Annotated in this window: 5 protein-coding genes; all 5 read left to right on the top strand. The window is 32.5% G+C overall.

Annotated features, from left to right (window positions below):
• Nucleotides 1-298: 298 nt before the first annotated feature.
• Nucleotides 299-1,828 carry a hypothetical protein gene (locus B5F91_RS14535; protein WP_087429742.1) on the top strand — a complete coding sequence of 510 codons (1,530 nt, stop codon included), beginning with the start codon at nt 299-301 and terminating at the stop codon, nt 1,826-1,828.
• A gap of 1 nt (nt 1,829) precedes the next feature.
• A complete protein-coding gene (locus B5F91_RS14530; protein WP_087429741.1) occupies nt 1,830-3,089 on the top strand; it encodes a hypothetical protein in 1,260 nt (419 codons plus the stop codon).
• Between the two features lies 1 nt (nt 3,090).
• Complete coding sequence (locus tag B5F91_RS14525; protein ID WP_087429740.1) at nt 3,091-4,116, top strand: polysaccharide pyruvyl transferase family protein; 1,026 nt, start codon at nt 3,091-3,093, stop codon at nt 4,114-4,116.
• Nucleotides 4,117-4,312: 196 nt separating this feature from the next.
• A complete protein-coding gene (locus tag B5F91_RS14520) occupies nt 4,313-5,377 on the top strand; it encodes a hypothetical protein (protein ID WP_204244706.1) in 1,065 nt (354 codons plus the stop codon).
• A gap of 20 nt (nt 5,378-5,397) precedes the next feature.
• Nucleotides 5,398-5,925: a hypothetical protein gene (locus B5F91_RS14515; RefSeq protein ID WP_087429739.1), complete on the top strand. Its 528-nt coding sequence runs from the start codon at nt 5,398-5,400 to the stop codon at nt 5,923-5,925.
• Nucleotides 5,926-6,371 lie beyond the last annotated feature (446 nt).

Below are 6,371 nucleotides of genomic sequence, written 5' to 3'. Positions count from 1 at the left end.
TTTGGCTGCAAGCCAGTGTTAATTTTCAAAACTAATTTTTAACATAACTCGATTTAGGGCACTGCTTAGTGCCCTTTCAACGGGGGATGCCCTAAATTGAGTGCTTACATTTCATCGAGACTTTTTTCAAAAAATCTTTAATGGGTGCAGGGACTATGCGAATAGGATTCCTGACAAAATCACTTTGATAACCAGTCAATGTTAAATTCAAAACTAATTAATTAACAAAACTCAGTTTAGGGCACAGAAAAGTGCCCTTTCAAAGAGGGATGGCCTAAATTGAGTGCTTACTAAACGTATGGCAAATACTTCAGCAAACAACAAACGCATAGCCAAAAACACATTATTGCTTTACTTCCGGATGCTCTTTATGATGGCGGTCAGCCTCTACACATCACGAGTAGTACTGAACGCTTTAGGAATAGAAGATTTCGGTATTTATAATGTAGTCGGAGGAGTCGTATCAATGATGAGTTTTTTTAACAATTCTATGGCTACAGCTACCCAACGTTATCTGAACTATGAAATGGGAAAGAATAATACAAAAACATTAAATGACATATTTTCCACTTCCGTTATTTGTTATGGAATTATTATAATATTAGCTTTACTAATTGCTGAGACCTTTGGATTATGGTTCATAAAACATAAATTAACAATACCTAACAGTCGAGAATTTGCTGCATTTTGGGTTTTTCAGTTCAGCATATTAACATTCATTTTCAATATGCTTTCTGTTCCATATAATGCAGCAATAATAGCCCATGAAAAAATGTCAGCATTCGCATATATAAGTATTTTAGAAGCCATCGGAAAATTAACAATTGCTTACTTGATTACAATCTCACCTATTGACAAACTTATATTCTACTCAATTCTAATATGCTGTATATCTATAATAATACGACTCATATATACTTATTATTGTCGAATTCATTTTAGTGAATGTAGACTAAAATGGATCTGGAATGTAAATATTCTCAAAAATTTGTTTGGATTTTCAAGCTGGATGCTGGCGGGCACTCTATCCCAAATGTTTAGTACACAAGGTATAAACATTATCATCAATATCTTTTTTGGTCCTATATATAATGCAGCTAGAGCTATTGCCATGCAAGTATATGGTGCCGTGAATGGTTTTGTTGCAAATTTCATGACAGCAACTAGACCGCAAATGATTAAATCTTACGCACAAGGAGACATAAATTACACTTACAAACTTATTTTTAGCTCATCAAAAATCGCATTTTATTTATTGTTTATTTTATCTGTCAGCATCCTTTTTGAAACTCAAAATATTTTAAATTTGTGGTTAAAAAAAACTCCTGAGTTTGCTTCACTTTTCACCCAATTAATATTGATAGATTTATTTATCACAACTGCATATAGTCCTATTGCCGTTCTGTCACAAGCTTCGGGAAAAATCAAGATTTATCAACTAACCATTATGATATGTTTTGCACTTATTTTCATCATGTCTTTGATAGTATTTAAGTTAGGATACAAAGCATATTCTACTTTCATTATACTTATCATTATAGACTTCATTGGTTTATTCGCAAGATTAATCGTTTTAAATAAAACAGTCGGTTTTCCTATTCACAAATATTTGAAAGAAACAATGTTACCAATAGCCATTGTCTTTATCCTTACATTAATACCATGTTATCTTATACAAAACTTTTTAAAAGGAAATGATTTAATATATTTTATTACAAGGATATTATCATACATAAGTTGTGCTTTACTTATTATTTACAGCATTGGATTAAACAAAAATGAAAAAAATTCCATACATAAAATGATCCATTCAAAATTAAAGAACTAACATGAATTCAAAAGTGATTATAAATGATATTTCACCAGCAAACAATGTTGTTTACATATCGTTTACTGTTGACAAAAATATAGACAAATATTTTCGTAAAAAAAACTTTATATACTCTTGTTCAGGATGTGAAATTGTCCCTAAAAGTATTTTAGTCATTCCTTTTGTATGCAATGTATTGCCTATAATTTGGCTTACAAACTCTAATCTGATAATTCAAGAGTTAGATAAAACTTTTTTCAATAGCATTCAAGAATTTAAAAAAGGATATATTAACATGTATCCACAGCTTGAATTCAAAGGTAATATAACTGCTAATGAATTAATCAACAACTATTACGAACCTAAAGTAAATCTCGTTCTTCTTAGTGGAGGAATAGATGCTATTTGTACAGTTCTCAGACATCAATATGAGAACCTTAATTTATTAACCTTATGGGGCAGTGCAGATTTTCCTACAAACGATACAAAAGGATGGAATATTCAATGGGAAAATATTAAATACAACGCCAAACAATTAGGATTTACTCCCTATTATATTAAAACAAACTTTTGTGATTTCATTCCACTATGGGGAAAAGAATTGTCAAAACTAATAAAACCCGTACATGGGGGATGGTGGCATGAAATGCAACACGGAATCGGCATATTAGGGCATGCAGCTCCGTATTTATATATTCATAAAATCGGGAAAGTATATATAGCTTCCAGTTTTGATGAAAGTAGAAAACCTTACACATGTGCAAGCGATCCGACAATAGACAATTTTGTAGCATTTGGATCTACTCAAGTAGTACACGATGGTTATGAATGGAATAGACAAAATAAGATACATTATATAGTAAAAGAAGGTCACAAACAAAACCTCAAATTTAAGATACACGTTTGTTTGCGGCAATACCAAATCGAAAATTGTTGTCATTGTGAAAAATGTTATCGTACTATATTAGGTCTACTAGCAGAGGGGGTTTCTCCAACAGATTACAACTTCAACTATCAGCCAGAAGATTTAAAACATATCCTTTACGATTTGAAATACAACATTTTCTTAAATAGGGACAAAATAATAGCCTACAAAAAAATACAAGAAAGGATTCTTGAAAACCAAAACAATATTAAAGACAAAAGATTAGTAGATTGGTTTAAGAAAACAGATTTAAATAAAATCAACCAGAATCTACCTAAAATGAAAAAACGCATTTATCAACAAATGCGACATTTAATAGGCAAAATATTACGCAATTTTTATCTAATAAAATGAAATGATGAAGTATAAACTATTAGCTGTAAGCACAGAAGAACAAGTCAATATTGGAGATTATATCCAAGCGTTGGCGTCTTCACAATTCTTACCACGAATTGACGGTTTCATCCAAAGAGAACAGCTCAAAGATTATGATGAAGAAGAATGCAAAATCATTATGAATGGTTGGTATATACACCATCCTGAACAATGGCCTCCTTCAGAAAAAATAAAGCCACTCTTTGTCGCCACACATTTCAACACCTTAGTACAGAAACAACTTTTATCTAATGAAAGCATTGCATACTTAAAGAGACATGAACCTATTGGATGCAGGGATTATTTTACAAGAGACTTGCTAAAGAGGAAAGGAATAGATGCTTATTTTTCTGGATGTATGACACTGACATTAGGTTACAAATACAAATCAGAAAAAAAGGAAAACAAATGCTATTTTGTAGATCCCTATTTTGTAACACACTGGAATACATTCACCATTCTTTATAATGCGATATACCTTCTTTTCCATTGGAAACCCATCAGTATCATCGCAAAAAAATTCCCAGAAGAGAAAAAAGGCTTAAGAAAAAAAATGATACTCTCCACATTTTATCGGAAATACAAACGCATCTTTACTAAAGAAACCCTTATAAATGCAGAATATATCTGCCAGCAAAGCAAATATTACAAACGGAATTTCTCGACAGATGAGGAGCGTCTGCAAGAAGCTGAACGTTTGGTGAAAAAATATGCAAAAGCCCGCTTGGTCGTTACTTCAAGAATCCATTGTGCCTTACCATGTCTCGGATTGGGAACTCCTGTCATCTATACAGAAGACGCCAACCAATCGGAAGCCAGCGCATGCCGCTTAGGAGGTCTCCGAGAACTGTTCAATATTCTAAAATGGAACAAATCACATTTGGAAGCAGGATTTTTAGCAAAAGGAAAGATCTCCATACAAAATACACCGAACAACAAAAATGAATGGAAACAACGAGCTAATCAACTGACTAAAACTTGTTATAACTTCATCAATGCTAAATAAAACCATTTCTAACAAAACTTATAGATTCTGCGTACTGATATTATTAATCACGCTACAAACAGGAATATCATGGAGCAAATTGCCTATCGGCAACACATTTTTATGGTGGTCTATTGATTTCATTACTCTGTTTACAGTTCTACAATTCCGCAAAAATTCATCTCATTACCCACTGATAAAAATTTATTCATGCTGGATGATTATTTCTTGTATTCGTGGCGCTTTCATCGCAGAGAATTATTGGGAATGGAAACAATTGATAACAGGTTTTCTAACCCTGTCATTACCTATTTTGGTTTACATATTTGACAAAGCTAATATCACATTATGCATTTTAAGATATTGGTTTAAATATGCAATTATCGCATTCATTCTATTTCTCCCATTTTTATCTACCGGTGCCTATCATTTTTACCTAGGTCCTATATTCCTTATCGGATGCTTCATACCAATTCTTCCTAAGAAATGGAGAATTATTTTAGGAGGCCTTTTAATCATCATGTTGTTCATCAATTTAGGAGCTAGGAGTCAAGTCATTAAGTCGGCTATTGTTCTAATGATAGCCCTCGGAATACATTTTAGAAAATTTATTTCAAACCGAATTCTACAAATCGTTCATTTAACATGTTATATTCTTCCTATTATATTGCTTTACTTAGGCATTTCTGGTATATTCAACATCTTTGAAGATTTATCATCCAATAAAGGTAAATATATTCAAAGGAAAGTTGTAAACGGACAAATAGTAGAAGATGATTTGTCTGCTGACACTCGTACTTTTATCTATATAGAAGTAATAAAATCCGCCTTACAACATAACTATGTAATTTGGGGACGTACGCCTGCGCGAGGCAATGACAGCATGGCGTTTGGTGCATTAAATGCTGAAGAACTCAAAACAGGGAAATACGAACGACATAGCAACGAATTATGCCACACCAATATATTCACTTGGTTAGGCTTAATAGGCGTGGTATTATACAGCCTCATCTATTTGAGAAGTTCTTATCTGGCCGTATATAAATCTAATAACATCTATATCAAGTTTTTGGGTTGCTTCATCGCTTTTCGTTGGGCATACGGATGGATAGAGGATATTAACAGATTTGATATAGCGAACATATCTCTTTGGATGATGATTGCAATGGGACTTTCCGTCCAATTTAGAAATATGAACAATAAAGAATTTGCTAACTTCATAAAAAAAATCTTCGTCAAAGAAACCTGCCACTCTCTACATTATAACAAACAAATTCAATGAATATAATTACATAAAGCATTATGAAAATTCTTTGGGTATCAAATATCATTTTTCCGGAAGCTTGTCAGAAACTCAACATTACCGCTCCTGTTGTAGGAGGCTGGATGCAATCTGCAGCAAAATCTCTTATTGAATTAAATAAAGACATTAAGCTTGCCGTTATTTCGCTTTACAATGGCAAAGCTTTACTAAAAATTACCGATTTTCCTATTTTGTACTATTTGATACCTAATAAAAAAGGCAATCAAATATATAATCCTCAATTAGAAAAATTCTTTTCTCAAATTGAGAAAGATTTTAATCCCGATATCATCCATATACACGGAAGTGAATATCCCCATTCTTTAGCCTGTGCAAAAGCATGTACAAACAAAAATATCATCGTATCAATTCAAGGTTTAGTCAGCACTTATTATTATTATTATTATTATTATTGGGGAGGAATCCAAATAAAAGACATAAAAAAGTTTAGGACATTCCGAGATTTTATTCGGCATGATGACTTAATAAGCCAACAAAAAAAAAATGCAACAAAGAGGAGAGTATGAAAAAGAACTTATAAAAACTGTATCTCATATCATAGGCAGAACCTCATGGGACAGGGCCAATACATGGGCTATCAATCCAAATGCACAATATCACTTTTGTAATGAAACTTTAAGACCCCAATTTTATCGAACCAATTGGGATTATGAAAAGTGTAATAAACATACAATATTCTTAAGTCAAGGCTATTACCCTTTAAAAGGAATTCAACAAGTCTTGCATGCACTACCTCTTATATTGTCGCATTATCCAGACACAAAAATCCTAGTCGCTGGAAATAATTTCATCAACAAAAAATCCTACCTAATTAGAAGCTGTTTTGATTTCATTCGATAAATCTGTTAAGCATGATTTGGATGAATGCAATCTGTACCATAGCTTCTGCGGTTTCAGCAAGGAATTCGTAATCGATGGTCAGCCTTCTGAAGTTTTCCAGCCATGAGAAAGA

Origin of the sequence: Bacteroides sp. An322, from assembly GCF_002161765.1 — a bacterium.
GTDB lineage: Bacteria > Bacteroidota > Bacteroidia > Bacteroidales > Bacteroidaceae > Phocaeicola > Phocaeicola merdavium.
This window is presented reverse-complemented; position numbering and strand designations above follow the sequence as displayed.